Here is a 17,661-nt window from a genome sequence, read left to right on the forward strand (position 1 = left end):
CCATATAAAACCCGCCCTGCCGGACGGACCGATCACGCACGCTCAGAAATACTGAGCGGCTTGAACCCATACGCTCGGCGCGCGGGTCGGCGAGCCGAACGCCGCGCCGAGCGGCCACGCGGCCGTCAGCGCCACCTGGCGCTTCGCGCCGAACCAGCTCGCACCAACACCGCCGGCCTGCATGTGCTGCATGTTTCGCTCACGCGACCACGGGAACTTGTCGGCCTGCACGCGCCCGGCGTCGACGAACGTGCTGACCTGCCAGCCCGGCGCGACGAGATACCGCAACTCCGCGCTGGCCTGCCAGCCTTGGTCGCCGCTGCCAGAGCCGAGCGCGTACGCGCGCACGCCGTACGGGCCGCCGAGACTGAATTTCTCCGATTCGTCGAGATTGCGCGACGCGAGCTGCGCGCTGAATTGCGTGTACAACTCGAACCGACGCCCCAGCGCCTGCACCCGCAGCGCGCTCACGTTCAGCTTCGTGAAGCTGCCGATCGATTTTTTCAGCGCATCCGCTTCGAACGGATCGTTGCTGCGCAGCCGCCCGACACCGAACATCACCGAGAACCCGTTGCGGCCGCCGCCCAGCCAGCCGTCCTGACTGTTGCCGCTGACGCCGAAGGTCCACAGGCCGATGTTCTTGTCGCGCCGGACATCAAATATCCCGTAGTCGTCGCGCAGGTTCTTGTTTTCGTACTGGGCCTGCGCGGTGACGCTCAGGTTTCGCGCGCGCACGAGCGGTTGCGTCACGTACGCGGTCTGCACGCTCGCCCGGCCGCTGGAATCGAGATCCGAGAACGCTCCGCCGAGCCGGTAGCGCAGCGACGAATACGCGACGCCGACTCGCGTGGACGCGGGGCCGACCGGCAGCTGGTACGCGGCACGGTAGTAGCGCTGCAGTTCGTTGCTGAGCAGCCCGCGCAGGCTCAGGCGATCGCCGAGCCGCAGCGGCGAATTGACGTCGACGCTGCCGCCGACACGGTAGCGCCCGAGCGCGACGTCACCGAAGTTGTCGAATTCGAGCGACCCGGACGCGAGCGGCCCTTTGTCGGCGTCGACGACAAGATCGGTGGTGCCGGGCGTATCGCCCGGACGCAACGTGCCGCGCGCGGCGACGCCGGCCAGGTCGTCGAGCAGCAACAGGCTGCGCTCGAGAGCGGACCCGCGTACGACATCGCCCGGATGCAGCACCGCGAGCGGCTGGCGCAGCGCGGCATCGAACACGCGCGAATGATTCTGGATCGTGATTGCGCTGTAGCGCCCTTCGGCGATTTCGATACGCACGACGCCGTCGTCGATGTCCTGGCGAGGCAGGTAGGCACGCGCCAGCACGTAGCCATGGCGACGATAGTAGGCAGTGATGCGCGCGGCGGCGCGTTGCAGGTCGGCGAAACCCAGCGTGCTGCCCGCAAGATCGGCGACGAGCGGCTGCAACTCGTCGTTGCCGAACACGGTATTACCGTCGAGCGCGAATGCGCGAACGAGCACGCGAGGCCCCGACTCGGGCGCGCGCTCGGCAGCCTCATCCGACGGTGCCACCGTCAGTTCGGGCGCGGCTTCCGGCGGCAGATCCGGCCGCGGCGCCTCGATATCGCGCATCGCTCGCCCCGCATCCGGCACTTGTGCATGGACCGACTCGAAAAGACTCGCGACACCACCGCAGATCAGCGCCACACACATTACGTGGCGAACCCGCAGGACCACGCCGAGGTCGCGCGACACCGAACGCGAACCGACCTCGCGTGACCGTGCCGCTTCGACGCGACCGATGTCGGCCCGACGGCGGTCGGCGACTTGCATATGATCTACCCACATGGAACACATTCGGACCTTGCCGGCAAGGCACTTGCCAGCTGTAACTCAAGCGCCGAATGCTACAGACGGACATTTCGCATGTATTTAGATCACGTACGAAAATTCGTGACGGAATTGTTAATTGCTGGTGCAGCCGCGCGACATGCCCGAATCGGGGAAACGGCTTCTGCTTTATCGAAAGGATGGAAGCGAGTCGGCCGTCGGCCGGATCCCGGCGCGAGCACGGTTGACCACCTGCGGCGGCACGCCTAAAGTGGCGCATCTTTTTACGCCGCCCACGCAAAAAAGGATTCCCATGATCGACTTCTCCACGCTCGCGTTGTTCTCCGGCGCATGTCTCGCGCTGACGGCCACGCCGGGCCCCGACATGCTGCTGATCGCATCCCGCAGCGTGAGCCAGGGCCGGCGCGCGGGCTTTGCGACGCTCGCCGGCATTCAGGCGGGCACCTACTGTCATGCGCTCGCCGCTGCGCTCGGGCTGTCGCAGCTCTTTCTCGCGGTGCCGATCGCATACGACATCGTGCGTTTCGCCGGCGCCGCCTATCTGCTCTATCTGGCGTGGAAGACGTTTCGTTCGGACGCGACCGCGCTGTCGCCCGTCGCGTCGCAACGTCGCCACTCGACCGCGGCGATCTTCCGCCAGGGGCTGACGACGAACCTGCTGAACCCGAAGATGGCGCTGTTCGTGCTCGCGCTGTTTCCGCAGTTCGTGCGCCCCGGGCACGGTTCGATCGCCGTGCAGATTCTCGTGCTCGCGACGGTGCTCAACCTGATCGGGCTCGTCGTGAACGGCGCGGTGATTCTCTCCGCGAGCCGGCTGAGCCAGCGGATCGGCGCGCGCCGCCGTCCGTCGAAGCTGCCGCAATACCTGCTCGGCACGGTCTTCGTGGGACTCGCGGCGCGACTCGCAGTGGCAGGACGGAACTGATCTCTCCACCTCCCGAAGCACACCGGCAGGCCTGATATCCATTCGGTCAACTAGTCGAATTCAGCCCACCGGCAAACAATCTGGCTCGCACATCGGCAACGAAGCACCGGAGAAACGTCCAGACGTTTCTCCGGTGCTTCCGTGCATTCGACGAGCCGCCCTCATGACAGACACGACGGCGCTCCTTCTTGCAAGGAAATAACAAATTTGTTACTATGCGAACCGTCGCGTATGAAATCCATTTCTTCAGCGAGCAAGTCGAGGCAGGCGTGTTTGCGTTGCCGAAGACGCTGACCGCCAGGTTCTTCGCACTCGCTGACCGTACGGAGCAGTACGGCCCGAATCTGGGCGAACCTCACACCAGGCCGATCGGCGACGGGCTGTATGAAATGCGCTTGAAGGGCCAGGAAGGTATCGCCCGTGTGTTTTACTGTGCGGTCGTCAACCGGCGGATCGTCATGCTTCACTGCTTCGTGAAGAAGACGCAGAAAACGCCGCAGAAAGAGCTGAAAACCGCGCGCCGCCGATTGAAGGAGATTCGTTGTGGCAACCTATAAGGCACTGCGCGAGCGCGCGTTGTCCGATCCGAAGGTACGCGCCGAATACGACCGGCTGAACCGCGAGGAATTCGCGCTGCTCGATGCAATGCTAGCCGCCCGGCGAGCCGCCGGTCTTTCGCAAGCCGATGTGGCGGAGCGCATGGGCACGAAGGCGCCTGCCGTCACGCGGCTCGAACGCGCGCTCGCGACAGGCCGGCACTCTCCATCGATCGACACGCTGCGCAAGTATGCCGCCGCGTGCGGCAAGAAACTCGTGATCTCTTTCGCCTGAGTCGCACCAAGGCCCGGACAAGGTTGAATCGGCCGTCTGTTACGCGAGCGACCGACGGCCCGCCTGCCCCGCATCCCGCCTAATCCCCGCCCGCGCATGCATCGTCGGCACGATCGCGCGTATCCGCCACCACGCGCAGTTCCCGGCTGCCCATCAAGCTCGCCGGCGTCACCGTGCGGCGCTGCCATGGAGGGCGCGCGATGCCGAGCGGTCAGCGCGTCGCGCCAAGCGCCACGCGCAGCCGTTCCATCAGTTGCGTGTAATGCCGCAGCACGTCCGCCTTGGGCACGACATTCGCGGTCGCGAAACGATCGGACCACGCCGGCTTCCATTCATACGAGCCGTGTACGCTGCGGTCGCCGTCAGGTGCCTGGATCAGCGAACGGATCCGCGCATCGCGGCCCGGACCCGTGTGCATGTCGAACAGCGCGTGGATGTACGTGTGGTACGCGTCGTACACGTCGTCGTCGAACAGGTAGCGATAGATGTGAAACGTGCGATCGAGCTCGCGCTTTGCGCGGATCACGTCGTCCGGCGAGATGTCCTTCCAGTAGCCGATCCACGTATAGAAGCACAGCAGCGCATTGAGTTGGGGCGCCACCGCGTCGTACAGCGCGAGCCGCTTCTCGATCAGCCGCTGGTTGGTCCACTGCACGAGTTCGAGCCGCTTCAGCCGGCGCGCGACGAGCCAGCCGAGGCACGCGACCGACAACGGCGTCAGCACGCCGAGCACGAGCTTGACGATTTCCAGCGAATTCCACGGATTGTTGAATGGCTGCATGAATGGCCCGACAAGAAGGAACGCATCCGCGCCGGCGCATGATTCGGTGTGCGCGGCGCCTGCCCGGTCGCGTCGACATTGACCGTTAGTTGCTTGCGCATCGAACGTCGCACCGTAGCGCGAGCAATACGTTCGAAGCGGCGTGACTCGCCAGATTACCGAGCGATTGTCACCGAGCCGTGACCGTTCGTCGAGTGATCGCGTCGCACCCGCTCGGCGCTAGGTCGGCAGCGCCGACGTGAGCTTGACCTTCTGCATCGGAATGTCGGTCTTCACGCTCAGCACGCCGGGAATGCGCGTCAGGGTTTCCATCTGGAAGCGCCGATAGTCGTCGATATCGGCCGCGACGACGCGCAGCAGAAAATCGCAGTCGCCCGCCATCAGGTGGCATTCGACGACTTCCGGCATCTGCTGGACGGCATCGGCGAAGCGGTTCACGGATTCCGCGTCCTGCCCCTTCAGCCACACGCGCGTGAAGATCGTCAGCCCCTTGCCGACTTTCGCGGGATTCAGCACGGCCACGTATTTCTCGATCACACCGGCTTCCTCGAGGAGCCGCACGCGCCGCAGGCACGGCGACGGCGACAGCCCGACCTCGTGCGCGAGCTCCACGTTCTGCATGCGGCCGTCGCGCTGGAGCGCGCTCAGGATCCGGCGGTCGATGGCGTCAAGTTTCATTGGCATTCAATTCCAAAAAATTTGCGTATCACGAGTTCAATGCCAAATTTTGAGAAAAATCTGGCCACAACGCAACCCGATTCGAGTCAAAAAAGCAGACAATTCCTCCCCCGAAGGAGGAGTAATGAGCAGTAGCGTTTCAACGTCGTCAGGGCTTCGCGACAAGCCCGCCTATGTCGCCGAGATGGGTCGCGGATTGCGCGCGGCGCTGCCCGTCATGCTGGGTTTCGTGCCGTTCGCGCTCGTCCTGGGCGCGCAGGCCGCGCAGAAAGGACTGAGCCTGTTCGAAGTGCCGATGATGACCGGCATGAATTTCGGCGGCGGCTCCGAATTCGCGGCGATCCATCTGTGGTCGTCGCCGCCGCACATCGCGCTGATCGTCGCGATGTCGTTCCTCGTGAATTCGCGCCACATCCTGATGGGCGCCGCATTCGAACCGTATATCCGCCGCCTGCCGCGCCGCCGCGCGTTCTTCGCGCTGTTCTTCATGTGCGACGAAAGCTGGGCGATGTCGCTCGCCGACGCCCGCGCGCGCTCGGCCACGCACATCAGCGTGCCCTATTACGCGGGCATCTGCGTGGGGCTCTACCTGACGTGGATCTCGATGACCACGCTCGGCGCGGCGGTCGGCCCGACGATCGGCAACGTCGAGCAGTACGGCTTCGACATGGCGTTCACCGCCGTGTTTCTGGTGCTGCTGCGCGGGATGTGGAAAGGGATGCGCGCGAGCCGCCCGTGGTTCGTGAGCCTCGTCGTCGCCGCCGCCACGCATCTGGCCGTGCCCGGCGCGTGGTACGTCGCGGCCGGCGCGTGCGCGGGGCTGATCGCCGCGTTGCTGTGGGAGCCGCGCGATGCCTGATTTCCCGGATTTCAGCACGGTCGTGACGATCGTGCTGATGGCGTCGACGACGTATCTGTCGCGCGTCCTCGGCTACGTGCTGCTGCGCAACCGCACGCTGAGCCCGCGGATGGCGTCGGTGATGGAGAACGTGCCCGGCTGCGTGCTGATCTCGGTGATCGCGCCGGCCTTCGTGTCGACGCGCCCGGCCGACCTGCTCGCGCTCGCGATCACGGTGATCGCGGCCACGCGCCTGTCGATCCTGCCGACCGTCATCGTCGGCGTCGTGTCGGCCGGCCTGTTGCGCTACCTGCTCGGCTGAGCGGTTCCGACCCGCCGCGCACGCGGGATGGCCACGACGAACGGGCGCGCGATGCGCCCGTTTTCACGTCCGCGCCGGCCGCGCGACACGACGATGCGCACGCGGGAGTGCTAGCCTTGTGACTTGCGCCACGCTGCACCTCTCTCATCGCTCATCTCCGCGAGGATCATCCCGATGCAAGAAACCCGCCCGCTGTTCGACCGAGTGCTGCTCACCAACGACGACGGCATCGACGCCCCCGGCCTTGAAGTGCTCGAACAGGTCGCCACGCAACTGGCCCGCGAAGTGTGGATCGTCGCGCCGGCGGAAGACCAGAGCGGCACGTCGCATTCGCTGAGCCTGCACGAACCGCTGCGCGTGCATCGCAAGGGCGAGCGCCGCTTCGCGGTGCGCGGCACGCCGGGCGACTGCGTCGCGATCGCGACCAGCCATCTGATGAAAGGCGCACGGCCCGACATCGTGCTGTCCGGCGTGAATCGCGGCGCGAACCTCGGCACCGAAACGGTGTTTTCCGGCACGGTCGGCGCGGCGATGACGAGCATGCTGGTCGGTGTGCCGGCCATCGCGCTGAGCCAGGCGTTCACCGATCGCAACGCGGTGCCGTGGGATACGGCACGCGCGCTTGCGCCGGACGTGATCCGCCGGCTCGTCGCCGCCGGCTGGGACAGCGATGCGTGCCTGAACGTGAATTTCCCGCCGCGGCCCGCCGACGAGGCGCGCGGATTGAAGGTGACGAACCAGGGCGCCGGCACGCTGCAAGGCGTCGAGATCGTGTCGGGGCGCGACCCGCGCGACATCGAGTATCACTGGCTGAAGCTCGCCCGCGCGCCGCGCGATGACGATGCGGATTCGGAGACGGTCGCGCTCGGCGAAGGGTATGTCGCCGTCACGCCGCTGAAATTCGAGCGCACGCACGATCAGGCACTCGCGCGGCTGCGGTCGAGCCTCGGCTGATCGGCAGACGCCGGCGGGCAAGCGGCTGCGGCAATCGTGCGCATGACGACTGCGCGCGGATGCGTGGCTGCTTCTCCGCTTCTCCACGTCAAGTCAGGTTCATTCCCCCGTCGAGCATCACGATCTCGCCCGTCACGTAATCGGATGCGACGAGCATCGCGACCGTCTGCGCGATGTCGTCCGGCGTCGCCGCGCGGCGCATCGGCGCGTGCTCGCGCCAGCGCTGCTGCGCGTCCGTCCAGTCGGCCGTGAGCGCCGTATCGACGAGCCCCGGCGCCACCGCATTGACGCGAATCGCCGGCGCGAGCGTGCGCGCGAGCAGCCGCGTCGTGTGATTGAGCGCGGCTTTCGCCGCCGCATACGGAATCGACGCGCCCTTCGGCCGCACACCCGCATGCGAGCTGACGTTCACGACGCAACCGGCCCGCCCGTGCGACGCAGCCTCCCGTAGCGCGGCCTCCGCCTCGGCGACGAGCCGGAACGGTGCGATCACGTTGACCTCGTGCATGTCGCGCCATACCTCGGGGGTCGCCGCGGCAAGGTCGTCATGCGGAATCACGCGGCTCACGCCCGCGTTGTTGACGAGCACGTCGAGGCGCCCGTGCACGGCGACGGCTTCGCGGATCAGCCGCACGCGTTCGGCATCGTCGGCGAGATCGGCCTGCACGTAGGCCGCGCCGAGTTCGCGCGCCATCGCGCGCCCCACGTCGGCCGAGCTGCGCGAGTGCAGGATCACCGCGTAGCCGTCCGCCGCGAGGCGGCGCGCGACGGCCGCGCCGATCCCCGACGTCGATCCGGTGACGAGCGCGACCGGCCGATGCAGCCGCGACGCGCGCGGCTCGGCAACGGCTTCGGTTTCCGGGTCCGGTTCCGTTTCGGGAATCGGGGCGGCGATCGGCGGAAGTGGTGCGTCCATAGCGGGGAACCCTGTCAGTGGCGTTCCCGCATCATAATCGCGCCGACGCCCGCTGACGCGAACGTCACGGCCGCCACCGCGAGAATCGCGGCGGCAAAGCCGAAGCGGTCGGCCATCAGGCCCGCCGACAGCGTGCCGATCGCGTGGCCGGGATCGCGCCGGCACCGGTACACGCTCAGCGCACGCGCGCACCAGCCGGGTTCGGACACGGCGGAAACGGCCGCGATCCGGCTCGGATAGACCATCGCCATCCCGAGGCCGAGCGGCACGCACGCCACGCGCCGCCAGCCCACAGCGGCTCGCGAGACAACCGGTTGCGAACGCAGGCGCCTCCACCGCGATCCAGCCGGCGAATTCGTTCAGCCCTACCGCGAGCCGCGGTTTGTTCGGGCCGACGAGGTCGACCTTCATGACGATTCCTGCCCATGCTTGCCGCCGGTTGTCGTTGGTTATCGTGGGTTGCCGCTACTTGCCCGCCAACGCCAGCGACGGCGCGAGCGCGCTGTTCGGATCCTGGCCGTTCCACGGCCCTACCCATGCGTCGTTCGGCGTCGCCCCCATCACGAAGTCGAGCGTACCGCCGGCCTTCATCTCGTCGTACGTGATGTAGGGCCGATGCAGCGGCGTGCCGTTCAGGCTGACCGACTGGACGTAGCGATTCACCGACGACGGCGCGCCGCCTCCGGCCGTATGCGCGGTCACCTTGAAGCGCCGCGTCGCGCCGAACTTCAATGCGTTTCCGTCCCCGCCTGCCGTCGCAACCGGCATGTCGATCGTCGCTTCCTCGAACAGCGGAGTGCCGAGGTAGAACACGCCGCCCACCGGATTCAGCGAGTAGATGCCGAGCGCTGACAGCACGTACCATGCCGATAGTTGCCCGCAGTCGTCGTTACCGGGAATCGCCGAATCGCGCACGCGGCGCGGGTCGGCGAGCGCGGCCTTCAGGCTGTCGCCGCTCAGCAGCGCGCGATCGCCGGCCGTCAGCGTCAGCGAGTACATGTCGTCCATTACCGTGCGCACGCGGTCCTGCGTCTTCGACGGCATGCCCGCGACGTCGTACAGGTACGGCAGGTGGTTCGCCGGCTCGTTGCCCGCGAAAAACTGGCCGCTGCGCCCGGTCAGGTCCGGAAAACCCTGTCCCCCCAGGAAGGTCAGCGGGTTGGCCGAATCGAACGTGCGGTCCAGCTGCGCGATGAACCGGTTTTTCCCGCCGAGCAACGCAACGAGGCCGGGGAAGTCGTGGAAGATGTTCCACGTATCGACCCACGAATTCGATTCGGAGAAGTCCGTTTTCTCCGCCGCCGTCGGGTCGAAGCCCGCCGTCCAGTTGCCTTGCGAATCCTTCGGCTGCGAGAACGTCCAGCCGTCGTTCGACGTCGGGTTGAACACGTTCCGGTAGTTCTGGCTGCGCTGCAGGTACGGCCGGTAGTCGGCCGTGCTCTTGCCCGCCGCCTTGCCGACCGCGGCCGTCGCCCAGTCGTCGAACGCGTAGTCCTGCGTCGTCGACACCGATGCGTTGTCGCCCGCATACACGTAGCCGCTCTGGCGATACTGGTCGAAACCGTGCGCGCTCGCGCGCTGCGTGGCGGTCAGCGCGGTCCAGATGTCGTCGACGTTCGCGCTCGTCAGGTGCTTCAGGTACGCATCGGCGATCAACGGGATCGACGGGTGGCCGGCCATCGTGAAGGTCTCCGTCTGCGCGAGCGGCCAAACCGGCAGTTCGCCCTTGCCGTTCTGCCTGAACTGCGTGAGCAGCGACTTCACCCAGCCGTCGACGCGCTCCGGCTGCACCAGCGTCATCAACGGCGACTCGGCGCGGAACGTGTCCCACAGCGAGAACGTCGACGAATAGTCGAAGCCCGGATTCGCATGCTTGCTCGTGGTCGGCGGCGACGTCGTGCCGTCGTTGGTCGAATCGGTGCCGACGTAGCTGCCGTCCGCGTTGTTGTAGACGGTCGGCGCGAGCATCGTGCGGTACAGCGACGTGTAGAACATCGTCCGCTGGTCGGCCCTGCCGCCCTTGATCCGGATCCGGTCGAGCGCGGCGCTCCACACGCGCTCCGCCGCCCCGCGCACCTGATCGAACGACTTCGCGCCGACTTCCGCGGCGAGATTGGCGTGCGCGTCCACGATGCTCGACGGCGAGATGCCGACCTTCACCGTGACCGCGCCGCCCTCGCCACCGTCGGCGAACGTCAGGTATGCCTTGAAGCCGTCGGCACTGAACGCGACATGCTTCGTATCGAACGGCTTCGAGAAACGCGCGACGAAATACGTCGGCTTGTTGTTCGCCCAGTTGTTCGTGAACTGCCAGCCGGCGACCGTCTGCGCATCGACGACCTGGATCTTGCCGCTCGCGGTCGAGCCGCCGATCGGGTTGTCGATGCTGACGATCATGCTGCGCTTCTGCGCGGCCGCGCTCGGGAAATACGTGTAGCGATGCACGCCCGCATGCGCGGTGGCCGTCATTTCCGCGACGATCTTCGCGCCCTGCACGTTCCACGGCGTGTTGCCGCGGCCGACCGGCGCCATCTTCACGCGGTAGTAGCCGGGGCTCGCGGTTTCGTCGTCGTGGCTGAACGACGCGTCGTAGGTGATCGACGCATCGGCCGCGACCTTCGCCAGCGTCGCGGTATCGACCGGTGCGAGCGTCGGCAGGAACCGCACTTCGCCGCCCGAGCCGATACCGGTACCCGACAGGTGCGTATGCGTGAAGCCGGTGATGAACGGATCGTCGTACTGGTAGCCCGACGTGCGATCCCAGTTCCACGGCAGCGTGTGCGAGCCGCCGGTCGTGTCCGGCCCGAGCTGCACGAGCCCGAACGGCACGGTCGCGCCTGGATAGACGTGGCCGTGGCCGCGCACGCCGCTGCTCCAGTCCGCGTTGATGTCGAGATTCGCGGTGCCGATCATCGGATCGACGCTGCGCAGCACCGATCGCCTGGCCGCGCCGCCGTTCCCGCCCTGCTCGTTCTGATCGCCCTGGTCGTTCTGGCTGCCTTGCGCGTTCGGCCGCTGCGCGAGCACGCTCGCATCCGTCGAACCCTGATCGCCGCCGCAACCCGACAACACGGCAACGCACCCGATACCCACCACATGACGCAGCTTCATCCGTTCGTCCCTCCGTTTCCTGGCGTCGATCCTGCCGGCAAGAACCGCTCGTTGATCTTCACGCCCGTTACGGCGCGCCGGCCGCCTGCGGGAACGACGGCATCGCGGATGCGTCGGTGCCCCACGTCGTCGCGCTCGCATCCGCGGTCATCGCATACGACAGCGTCGCGCCCTTCGCGATCTGCGCAAGCGGCAGCCATGCGCCAGGCCACGACACGCCGTTCAGCGCCAGCGACTTCACGTAGAACGACGCGGTATCGGCGGAACCGGCCCCCGGCGCAACGATGTGCAGCAGACGGTAGCCGCCGTCGTGCTGCCCGACGCGCACGTCGATCTTCTCGAACTGCGGGCTCGACACCGCGACGCCGCTCACGCCCGGCACGACCGGATAGAGGCCGAGCGCGGCCCACACGTACCAGCCCGACACCGCGCCGAGATCGTCATTGCCGGGCAAGCCAGCCGCGCCGGCGCCGAACTCGTTCGCGAGCGATGCGTGCAGCACGCGCTGCGTATGCGACGGCGCGCCGGCCCACGCATAGACCCACGGTACGGCCATCGTCACTTCGTTGCCGACGTAGAAGTACGGCTGCTCGGTGCCGATGTTCAGGTGCGTGAAGAACGTGTCGAGCCGCTTGACGACCGGTGCCGCACCGCCTGCCTGCGCGACCACGCCCGCGAGATCGTGCGGCACGTACCACGTGTATTGCTCGGCATTGCCTTCCATGAAGCCCGAGCCGTCGGTGACCCACGCGCCGGCCGACGTCTTCGGTCGAATCGCGCCCTGGTCGAACAGGTTCCGCCAGTTGCCGCTCGATTTCAGCAGCGTGCCGGCCGTCGCCGCATCGCCGAGCGCTGCCGCGAAGCGCGATACCGCGAAGTCGCGCACCGCGTATTCGAGCGTGTTCGACGCGGTCTGGTTGTCGCCGCTGCCCGACGCGGGTACGTAGCCGAGCCGGTCGTAGTCCGCGCGGCTGCCCATCACCGGCGTGCCGGCGCACGCGGCGCCCGGCGCCGTGCTGCGTCTCATGATCGACAGCGCCGCCCGCGTGTCGAAATTCGTCGCGCCGAACGCATGCGCGTTCGCGACGATGATCGAGCCCGCATCGCCCGGCATCACGGCCGTCTCCGTATTGAAGTACGCCCAGCGCGGGAACGCGCCGCACGCCTTCGCATCGAGCACCAGCGACTGCACGATGTCGCTCGTGCGCACCGGATCGAGCAGCGCCTGCAACTGGATGAACGCGCGGTCGATGTCCCAGCCCGAGAAGTTCGCGTACATCGTGCGCCCCTTGTCGACCCGGCGGGTCGGCGCGGCCGGTGCACCGTTCGACGCGTAGAAGTCCGGATACTCGCCGTTCACGTCGTTGAACACGTTCGGGTGCAGCGACGCGTGATACAGCGCGGTGTAGAACTTCGTCTTGTCGGCATCGCTGCCGCCCGTCACCTGGATCGCGTTCAGGCGCGCGTTCCATGCATCGCTCGCCGCCGCGCGCACCTTGTCGAAATGCCCGTTCGCGTTGCCTTGCGCGTCGCCGCCGCCGTTCTCGGCATCGAGGTTCTTCTTCGCGTTCGCTTCGCTGACGAACGAGATGCCGAGCTTCATCGTCACGGCCGGATGCCGGCGGTCGACCGCGAACGTCAGCGCGACCGGGCTGTTTTTCGCGAGCGTCGGCTTCGTCGCGAACGGCCGGCTGAATTCCGCGTAGTAGTACAGCGGCACCGCATGCCCTGCCCAGCAGAATCCGCTGCCCGCGATCGTGCCCGACAGCGCGCGATCGCCTTGCTGCGTGATCGTGTCGTTCGTCGAGCCCTGGGACCGGTTGTTCTGCACGGTCGGATCGAGTGCGATCGTCGCCTCCTGGCCCTGCTTCAGCGCGGGGAAGGTGAAGCGCGCCAACCCGGTGCGCAATGTCGTCGTCAGTTCGGCCTTGATGCCGTTGGCGAGCGTGACGCCGTAGTAGCCGGCCTGCGCCGTTTCGTTCGCATGGTCGAAGGCGGCCGCCGTGCCGGCGTCGCCGGGTGAAAGCTGCGGCATCACGTTCAGGTAGCCGCCGTTCGACCAGCAGCCGGTGCCGCTCAGGTGCAGGACGCTGAATGCCGTGATCGACGTGTCGCCGTACCAATAGCCGCCGGAGAAACCGGAGCCGTCGCCTTTTCTCCCGTCGTATTGCGCGGTTGGCGTCATCGGGCTCCATTGCATCATCCCGAACGGCAGCGTCGGCCCCGGGAACGTGCCGCCGCCCAGCCCGGAGCCCACCGGGTCGGCCGGCTGGTCGGTCGCGTAGTCGGTGCCGATCAACGGATTGACGTATTGCGCGACGCGGATGTCGGCGTTCTTTTCCGGTGCGGTGCTGCCGTCGTTGCCGTTTCCGTTGTTGCCGTTTCCGTTGTTGCCGTTTCCGTTGTTGCCGTTACTGCTGTTTCCGCTTCCGTTGCCGTCTCGATTGCCCTGCGCCTGAGCCATGTTCGACAGGCTCGCGCTCGACGGCGAATCCGCGTCGCCGCCGCACGACGTCACCGCGACGCACAGCGCCAGCAGCGCCGTTCCCAACCCCCAGTTCCTCGGCATCGCCTGTCTCCGTTTCGCTCTTGAATCAAGCTGTTGGTTCGAACTACTGAGCTTTTGATCAGGAATCTTTTGCGACTGGATGCGTTCGCGATCGATCGGTCGAAAATGCCGGGCACGTGTACTTATTTCCGCATTCGACTGCCCGAAAAAAGACGCGCCGACAGGTCGGACATACCGACACCCACGAACGGACAACGGGCACAAGCGTGCCCAAATGATCGTGTTTTCTCTACCCCGTGTTTTTACGAATTTTTATTTTGTTTATCTAAACAAAAGGCGATTGATTCAGTTTTTATGCGGAATGGATGCTGGATACGCGCTTGGCCATTACGGCTGCTTCGGCAAATCGACATACGCTTCGAGTTCGCCGGCGACATAAAGCCGCTTGCCGATTCGCGGATACTCGCAGACGTCGTGTTCGAGCCGCTGCCCGCCGACGAGCAGCTCCAGCGGCGCATCGCCGGTGTTCTGCACCGTATGCGCTTCGCCGCCGCGCGGAAAGCCCAGAAAATCGCCGGGCCCGATTGCATCGGTGCGCTCGCCGATCGTGACCGCGCCCGTGCCGGACAGCACGTACACGAACTCTTCTTCGTACAGGTGACGGTGATACTCGGCCGATTCGTGGCCGGGCATCAGCGTGAGCAGGTGCACACCGAATTGCGTCAGGCCGGTCAGGTCGCTGAGTTGTCGCTTCAGACGCACGGCATTCGGATTCAGCGAATGCACCGCGCGCGTCGGTTCCATCTTCGCGATATCGGCGGCCTTCAGCAGTTCCCGGGGGAAGGGGGTCGACATGGGGATCTCGCAAGTGTGAATGTTTCGGTCGGATGCTGCGCCGGCGCGGCGCGCGCAGCGGCCATTGTCCGATATTTTCACGCTTGCGGATGCGCCGCGTGCCCCGTTGTCGCGCACAGCTAGCGCGCGCAATCGGCCAGCAGGTTCGCCAGCACCGTCGCGCGTTGCGCGAGGTGCGCCGGATCGGCATCTTCCGCTTCGGTGTGATTCAAACCGGCCTTGCATGGCACGAACACCGTCGCGGAAGGCGCGACGAACGACAGGTTCACCGCGTCGTGCCCCGCGCCGCTGCACATCTCCATGTACGGACAGCCGGCGGCAGCTGTTGCCCGCCGCACGCGCTCGACGCATTTCGCATCGAACACCACCGGCTCGTATTCGGCGATCGTCTGCACCTACACGCTCGCCGACGTCGAACGCTAGTCACGCGGCATCGTCGCGCTGGATCTCGCCGAGCCGATGCCTGCGCCGACGGCCGCGATCGTGATGCGGCGGCATGCGTTGCCGACGGTCGCCGCGCTGCATTTCATCGAGTGCCTGAAGGTTGCAACCGCAACCGTCTCGGGAACCGACCATGCATGACGCTCAGCGCACATGCGTGCCGCGCAGCTCCGTCAGCAATGCGACGAGACGATCGATGTGCGCGTCCTCGGTGCGCCACGACGATACGCTGATCCGGAATGCCGGCCGCCCTTGCCACACCGTCGCACCGAACCACACGTCGCCCGACGCCTGCGCGGCCGCGAGGATCGCCGCCGTTTCGTCGTCGGTGCCGGCCCGCACGAGCACCTGGTTCAGCACGACGCGGTTCAGCACGTCGTAGCCGGCGGCTCGCAGGCCGTCCGCGATCCGTGCGGCCTGCGCGCAATGCCGCTCGACCATCGTGGCCACGCCGGCGCGGCCAAGCGAGCGCAACGCGGCCCACACGGGAATGCCGCGTGCGCGCCGCGAGAATTCGAGATTCAGGTTCTTCTGCGCGTCCTGCGCGCCGCTCAGGTAGACGGCGTCGCTGTTCATCGCGGTCGCGAGCGCGGCCGCGTCGCGGCAGATCACCATCGCGCCGTCGTACGGCGTGTTGAGCCACTTGTGGCCGTCGGTCGTCCAGCTGTCCGCGCCGTCGATGCCGTCCGTCAGCGCGCGCTTCGACGATGCGCGGGCCCACAGGCCGAACGCGCCGTCGACGTGCACCCACGCACCGGCCGCCTTCGCGGGCGGAATCAGCGCCGCGAACGGATCGAACTCGCCGGTGTTCACTTCGCCGGCCTGCACGCAGAGGATCGTCATGTCGTCGAGCGGCGGCAACTGCGCCGGGTCGATACGGCCGTGCGCGTCGACCGGCGCGACCACGACGCGTTTCATCCCGAAGCCGAGCACGCGCAGCGCCTTCTTCACCGTGATGTGCGCAAGCTCGGAAATCACCACCTTCACTTCAGGCGCGCCGATCAGGCCGTCCGCGTCGACATCCCAGCCCTTGCGCGCGAGCAGCGCGCGCCGTGCGGCCACCAGCGCGACGAGCGTGCAGGCCGTCGCGCTCGTGCCGAAGCCGACCGCGCTGCCTTCGGGCAACCCGAGCACGTCGACGACCCAGCGGGCGGCCTGGCGCTCGATCGTCGCGGCGACCGGCGAATTCGCATACGACGACGCGCACTGGTCCCACGCGAGCATCAGCCGCTCGGCCGCTGCCGCGGCCGGCAGCGCGGCGCCGATCACGAAGCCGAAGTAGTTCGGGCCGTTCGACGCGACCGTCGCGGGCGTGCCGCGTTCGTCGAGCAGGCGCAGCACGTCGGCGGCGGCGCGGCCCGTATCGGGCAGCGGCTCGTCGAACGCCGCGAGACCGGCCAGCGCGGCCGCGTCGGGAAACGCGCGCCGTTCGTTCGTCGTGGCCAGATACGCGTGCGCACGCCGGTCGGCGTCGGCCAGCAATGCAAGTTCGTCCATGTCGGTTGCCTCGGTAGGAGTCAGAGTTGCGAGAGATCGCGGCCGAGCTGCTGCAACGCGCCGTCGATCCGCTTGTAGTACGTGAACTTGCCGACGCGGGTCGCCTGCACGAGCCCGGCATCCGCGAGGATGCGCATGTGGCGCGTGGTGGTGGCCGGCGCGATGCCGAGCTTGTCGGTGATGTAGGTGCAGCACACGCCGAGCTCGTCGAAGTCGCCGTGCGGCTGCGGCGGAAAATGCTTGCGCGGCTGTTTGAGCCAGCGCATCACGGCCAGGCGGCTTTCGTTGGCCAGTGCGCTGATGCGGGTGACGTCGTCCATGGGTTCGGGATGGGTTGAACGTTTCGAATATTAGCTAAATGACGAAATGTAGGCAATCGGTTTGGCGAGGAGTTTTCACGACGGTCGCTATGCGTGCACCCAGGGAAAGTGACTTCTTTACGCGTCGGCGGCTACGACAGTTCCGGGGTTCCGATACTCACAAGCGACCGCGCTGACCGGGATCGCGACGATCCCGGCCAGTGCCCTCTCCGTCGATAGCAGGCCGGGTATCGGAGTGTGTGTCCGTCATCAGAACTGTGCGGTGACCTGAAAACCCACTGTCACTCGTGCCGTCGGGAATCCGGACGGCTTGTAGACCGGTGTACCGGCAAACAGGTCGTAACCGTAGGCGCCCAATCGGGTCGCGACGCTGCCCTTCACGCCGATCACGGCACCCGCCAGTTGCGTGCCGACGAGTGTGACCGGCTGCGGGCCCCACACGCGGCCGTAGTCGATGCCGCATAGACGGCCTGCCCGGTTTGCCCGATCGGTGCCTGTAGCTCGTTGCGCCAGTAGAACCCGCGTGCTGCGGCCAGCATCGTTTCCCCGTCGAAGCCGCGCACCGTGTAGCGGCTACCGATCGTCAGGTCGTCGATGTAGTGCAGCGTGTTACCCGTGTACAGGCCGTGGAACGTGCCGACATAGCGGAACGGCTGTTTGCCGATCGCGAACGGCACCGACAGGTTCGCGTCCAGCACGGCCATCTTGTAGCGGTAGGTCTGGTCGCCGTCGCCTGCAAGGCTGTCGTCCTGCGCGCCGAACGCACCGATGCCCTGCCGGTACGCAAGCGTCCCGTCGAACTGCGCGTTGCCGAAATAGTGGCGATCGGTCAGGCCGAATTCGAGGATAAACCGGGCATGGCGCA

General features: G+C 66.7%; 16 protein-coding genes and 3 pseudogenes. 7 read left to right on the plus strand and 12 right to left on the minus strand.

What is annotated here, in order from left to right; translation table 11 throughout:
• Positions 1 to 42 precede the first annotated feature (42 nt).
• Entirely contained in the window at positions 43 to 1,599 is a 1,557-nt protein-coding gene (locus HWX08_RS18805) for a ShlB/FhaC/HecB family hemolysin secretion/activation protein (RefSeq protein WP_425128438.1), read from the minus strand.
• A 511-nt stretch (positions 1,600 to 2,110) separates the two neighbouring features.
• On the opposite strand from HWX08_RS18805, the gene HWX08_RS18810 reads away from it, so the two are divergent.
• The 3 genes from HWX08_RS18810 to HWX08_RS18820 all read left to right on the plus strand — a co-directional run bounded on the left by HWX08_RS18810 (position 2,111) and on the right by HWX08_RS18820 (position 3,574).
• Positions 2,111 to 2,743 carry a LysE family translocator gene (locus HWX08_RS18810; protein WP_012365191.1) on the plus strand — a complete coding sequence of 211 codons (633 nt, stop codon included), beginning with the start codon at positions 2,111 to 2,113 and terminating at the stop codon, positions 2,741 to 2,743.
• Between the two features lie 215 nt (positions 2,744 to 2,958).
• Positions 2,959 to 3,300, plus strand: coding sequence for a type II toxin-antitoxin system RelE/ParE family toxin (locus HWX08_RS18815; protein ID WP_174920260.1), 342 nt, complete (start codon positions 2,959 to 2,961; stop codon positions 3,298 to 3,300).
• Entirely contained in the window at positions 3,287 to 3,574 is a 288-nt protein-coding gene (locus HWX08_RS18820; protein ID WP_012365189.1) for a helix-turn-helix domain-containing protein, read from the plus strand. Before HWX08_RS18815 ends, HWX08_RS18820 begins: the two co-directional genes overlap by 14 nt.
• A 211-nt stretch (positions 3,575 to 3,785) precedes the next feature.
• Here HWX08_RS18820 and HWX08_RS18825 read toward each other — a convergent pair whose 3' ends face one another.
• Together HWX08_RS18825 and HWX08_RS18830 are read right to left on the minus strand one after the other, a co-directional pair.
• Positions 3,786 to 4,355: a hypothetical protein gene (locus tag HWX08_RS18825; RefSeq protein ID WP_174920258.1), complete on the minus strand. Its 570-nt coding sequence runs from the start codon at positions 4,353 to 4,355 to the stop codon at positions 3,786 to 3,788.
• Positions 4,356 to 4,574: 219 nt separating this feature from the next.
• A complete protein-coding gene (locus tag HWX08_RS18830) occupies positions 4,575 to 5,033 on the minus strand; it encodes an Lrp/AsnC family transcriptional regulator (protein WP_006749370.1) in 459 nt (152 codons plus the stop codon).
• A gap of 124 nt (positions 5,034 to 5,157) precedes the next feature.
• On the opposite strand from HWX08_RS18830, the gene HWX08_RS18835 reads away from it, so the two are divergent.
• The 3 genes from HWX08_RS18835 to surE all read left to right on the plus strand — a co-directional run bounded on the left by HWX08_RS18835 (position 5,158) and on the right by surE (position 7,147).
• Entirely contained in the window at positions 5,158 to 5,892 is a 735-nt protein-coding gene (locus HWX08_RS18835) for an AzlC family ABC transporter permease (protein ID WP_011356490.1), read from the plus strand.
• Positions 5,885 to 6,193, plus strand: coding sequence for an AzlD family protein (locus HWX08_RS18840; protein ID WP_174920256.1), 309 nt, complete (start codon positions 5,885 to 5,887; stop codon positions 6,191 to 6,193). The genes HWX08_RS18835 and HWX08_RS18840 overlap by 8 nt, the downstream gene beginning before the upstream one ends.
• A 174-nt stretch (positions 6,194 to 6,367) precedes the next feature.
• Positions 6,368 to 7,147, plus strand: a complete 780-nt coding sequence (surE, locus tag HWX08_RS18845) for a 5'/3'-nucleotidase SurE (RefSeq protein ID WP_069258998.1) — start codon at positions 6,368 to 6,370, stop codon at positions 7,145 to 7,147.
• A gap of 88 nt (positions 7,148 to 7,235) precedes the next feature.
• Here surE and HWX08_RS18850 read toward each other — a convergent pair whose 3' ends face one another.
• The 6 genes and pseudogenes from HWX08_RS18850 to HWX08_RS18875 form a co-directional block, all read right to left on the minus strand.
• Positions 7,236 to 8,063: an SDR family NAD(P)-dependent oxidoreductase gene (locus HWX08_RS18850; protein ID WP_174920254.1), complete on the minus strand. Its 828-nt coding sequence runs from the start codon at positions 8,061 to 8,063 to the stop codon at positions 7,236 to 7,238.
• Between the two features lie 14 nt (positions 8,064 to 8,077).
• Positions 8,078 to 8,350: pseudogene (locus HWX08_RS18855) on the minus strand (MFS transporter); the annotation flags it as partial.
• 178 nt (positions 8,351 to 8,528) lie between these two features.
• Complete coding sequence (locus HWX08_RS18860) at positions 8,529 to 11,174, minus strand: GH92 family glycosyl hydrolase (RefSeq protein ID WP_174920252.1); 2,646 nt, start codon at positions 11,172 to 11,174, stop codon at positions 8,529 to 8,531.
• A 67-nt stretch (positions 11,175 to 11,241) separates the two neighbouring features.
• Positions 11,242 to 13,743: a GH92 family glycosyl hydrolase gene (locus tag HWX08_RS18865; protein WP_174920251.1), complete on the minus strand. Its 2,502-nt coding sequence runs from the start codon at positions 13,741 to 13,743 to the stop codon at positions 11,242 to 11,244.
• 327 nt (positions 13,744 to 14,070) lie between these two features.
• Entirely contained in the window at positions 14,071 to 14,538 is a 468-nt protein-coding gene (locus HWX08_RS18870; protein ID WP_069258994.1) for a cupin domain-containing protein, read from the minus strand.
• 119 nt (positions 14,539 to 14,657) lie between these two features.
• Positions 14,658 to 14,933, minus strand: coding sequence for a M20/M25/M40 family metallo-hydrolase (locus HWX08_RS18875; RefSeq protein WP_244122719.1), 276 nt, complete (start codon positions 14,931 to 14,933; stop codon positions 14,658 to 14,660).
• Between the two features lie 7 nt (positions 14,934 to 14,940).
• On the opposite strand from HWX08_RS18875, the pseudogene HWX08_RS18880 reads away from it, so the two are divergent.
• Positions 14,941 to 15,120 (plus strand): annotated as a pseudogene (locus tag HWX08_RS18880) (LysR family transcriptional regulator); the annotation flags it as partial.
• A 3-nt stretch (positions 15,121 to 15,123) separates the two neighbouring features.
• On the opposite strand, the gene HWX08_RS18885 reads toward HWX08_RS18880, so the two are convergent.
• The 3 genes and pseudogenes from HWX08_RS18885 to HWX08_RS18895 all read right to left on the minus strand — a co-directional run.
• Positions 15,124 to 16,476, minus strand: a complete 1,353-nt coding sequence (locus HWX08_RS18885; protein WP_107310758.1) for a pyridoxal phosphate-dependent decarboxylase family protein — start codon at positions 16,474 to 16,476, stop codon at positions 15,124 to 15,126.
• Between the two features lie 20 nt (positions 16,477 to 16,496).
• Positions 16,497 to 16,796, minus strand: coding sequence for an ArsR/SmtB family transcription factor (locus tag HWX08_RS18890; RefSeq protein ID WP_107310757.1), 300 nt, complete (start codon positions 16,794 to 16,796; stop codon positions 16,497 to 16,499).
• Between the two features lie 249 nt (positions 16,797 to 17,045).
• Positions 17,046 to 17,641, minus strand: a pseudogene (locus HWX08_RS18895) (ShlB/FhaC/HecB family hemolysin secretion/activation protein); the annotation flags it as partial.
• Positions 17,642 to 17,661: the final 20 nt, after the last annotated feature.

It is taken from the genome of Burkholderia metallica, from assembly GCF_902832845.1.
Lineage (GTDB): Bacteria > Pseudomonadota > Gammaproteobacteria > Burkholderiales > Burkholderiaceae > Burkholderia > Burkholderia metallica.

What these genes read in the sequence shown, in the direction of transcription:
- HWX08_RS18850 (WP_174920254.1), bottom strand. Translation starts at nt 8,063, where the DNA reads ATGGACGCACCACTTCCGCCGATCGCCGCCCCGATTCCCGAAACGGAA.
- HWX08_RS18865 (WP_174920251.1), bottom strand. Translation starts at nt 13,743, where the DNA reads ATGCCGAGGAACTGGGGGTTGGGAACGGCGCTGCTGGCGCTGTGCGTC.
- HWX08_RS18830 (WP_006749370.1), bottom strand. Translation starts at nt 5,033, where the DNA reads ATGAAACTTGACGCCATCGACCGCCGGATCCTGAGCGCGCTCCAGCGC.
- surE (WP_069258998.1), top strand. Translation starts at nt 6,368, where the DNA reads ATGCAAGAAACCCGCCCGCTGTTCGACCGAGTGCTGCTCACCAACGAC.
- HWX08_RS18810 (WP_012365191.1), top strand. Translation starts at nt 2,111, where the DNA reads ATGATCGACTTCTCCACGCTCGCGTTGTTCTCCGGCGCATGTCTCGCG.
- HWX08_RS18815 (WP_174920260.1), top strand. Translation starts at nt 2,959, where the DNA reads ATGCGAACCGTCGCGTATGAAATCCATTTCTTCAGCGAGCAAGTCGAG.
- HWX08_RS18825 (WP_174920258.1), bottom strand. Translation starts at nt 4,355, where the DNA reads ATGCAGCCATTCAACAATCCGTGGAATTCGCTGGAAATCGTCAAGCTC.
- HWX08_RS18840 (WP_174920256.1), top strand. Translation starts at nt 5,885, where the DNA reads ATGCCTGATTTCCCGGATTTCAGCACGGTCGTGACGATCGTGCTGATG.
- HWX08_RS18890 (WP_107310757.1), bottom strand. Translation starts at nt 16,796, where the DNA reads ATGGACGACGTCACCCGCATCAGCGCACTGGCCAACGAAAGCCGCCTG.
- HWX08_RS18835 (WP_011356490.1), top strand. Translation starts at nt 5,158, where the DNA reads ATGAGCAGTAGCGTTTCAACGTCGTCAGGGCTTCGCGACAAGCCCGCC.
- HWX08_RS18805 (WP_425128438.1), bottom strand. Translation starts at nt 1,599, where the DNA reads ATGCGCGATATCGAGGCGCCGCGGCCGGATCTGCCGCCGGAAGCCGCG.
- HWX08_RS18860 (WP_174920252.1), bottom strand. Translation starts at nt 11,174, where the DNA reads ATGAAGCTGCGTCATGTGGTGGGTATCGGGTGCGTTGCCGTGTTGTCG.
- HWX08_RS18885 (WP_107310758.1), bottom strand. Translation starts at nt 16,476, where the DNA reads ATGGACGAACTTGCATTGCTGGCCGACGCCGACCGGCGTGCGCACGCG.
- HWX08_RS18870 (WP_069258994.1), bottom strand. Translation starts at nt 14,538, where the DNA reads ATGTCGACCCCCTTCCCCCGGGAACTGCTGAAGGCCGCCGATATCGCG.